Below are 1277 nucleotides of genomic sequence, written 5' to 3' on the forward strand. Positions count from 1 at the left end.
CCGGACAGCGAGCAGGGCGGCCTGGGTGCGGTGCTGCAGGCCGAGGCGGGAGAGCAGGCCGGTGACGTGGTTCTTCACGGTCTTCTCCGCCAGGTACAGCTTCTCGGCGATCTGCCGGTTGGTCATGCCCTCGGCGATGAGGAAGAAGATCTTGCGCTGCTGCGGCGTGAGCTCGCAGATGACGTCGAGGGACCGGCGCTGGAGCTCCATCTGCTCGACGACGCGGCTGGCGACGGTGGGGTCGATGAGCGAGTGGCCACCGGCGACGAGCTTGATGCCGCTGATCAGCGAGTTGCCCTCGATGCGCTTGAGGACGTAGCCGGACGCGCCGGCGAGGATCGCGGACGAGATCGCGTCCGGGTCGTCGTACGAGGTCAGGATGAGGCCCTTGATGTTCGGGTCGACCGAACGCATCTCACGGCAGATGTCGACGCCCGTGCCGTCCGCGAGGTTCGCGTCGAGGATGGCGACGTCGGGGCGCAGCGCGAGGATCTCGCGCAGTGCGACGGTGGCGCTGCCGGACTCGCCGACGACGTCGATCGACGGGTCGGTCGCCAGCAGGCTGGCGACACCCCGGCGAACCACTTCGTGGTCGTCGACGAGGTAGACGCGGATGATCTTTTCTTCGGGCACATCCCTGAGTGTGCTGCCCGGGACGCCGTCCCGACAGGGGGTCGGGACAGGTCTGGGCGGACGTCGTGCAGAGCCTGGTCCGGATTGACTAGACCAGGCCCCCGAACGTACGAACGAGCGGCCTCAGCGGGCCCGAATGTCGGCCAGGGCGGCCGAGATGTCCCGCTCGCCACGCCGAAGCTCGGCCAGCAGGTCCACGAGGTCGCGGGTCGTCAGGTTGTCGTCGTCGAGGGTGGGTGCCATCCATTCGGCGGCTTCGCCGGCGGTGATCCGGCCACCGACGGTCAGTCGGTAGCTGGTGTCGTCGAGGTCGAAGTGGATGTCGGCGACGACGGCGTTGAAGTGCTCGTCGGCGACCGGGTCGTGGATCAGGACGTGCTCGCCGGGCTCCAGGCCACGGCTCAGTTCGTGCGCCTGGTGGCTGACAGCGAGCGAGCGGCTGCGACGAGTGAACGGGCTGAGTGCCACGTTGATCTGCTCCACGGTGTCCTCCTGGGTGCGGTCCTGACATGGAGATCAACCGCTGGGCGACCCGGTTGTTACGGCGGCGCGGGTCACCAGTGGCGTAGTTCTTTGTGACTAGGTCATATGGCCCGATCGGTGGTGATCCGTTTGAAATGGCGCTAAGTTGGGTACTGACACCC

Annotated in this window: 2 protein-coding genes; both read right to left on the minus strand. The window is 67.3% G+C overall.

The genetic code is table 11. The features are described 5' to 3' along the window. Window positions 1–633 (minus strand): response regulator (locus tag ACOADB_RS01840; RefSeq protein ID WP_378596205.1); only part of this gene is annotated, 633 nt, incomplete at its 3' end. Between the two features lie 123 nt (window positions 634–756). Then, entirely contained in the window at window positions 757–1116 is a 360-nt protein-coding gene (locus tag ACOADB_RS01845) for a hypothetical protein (RefSeq protein ID WP_378596206.1), read from the minus strand. Window positions 1117–1277: the final 161 nt, after the last annotated feature.

The organism is Nocardioides sp. CPCC 206348, from assembly GCF_048654705.1.
Lineage (GTDB): Bacteria > Actinomycetota > Actinomycetes > Propionibacteriales > Nocardioidaceae > Nocardioides.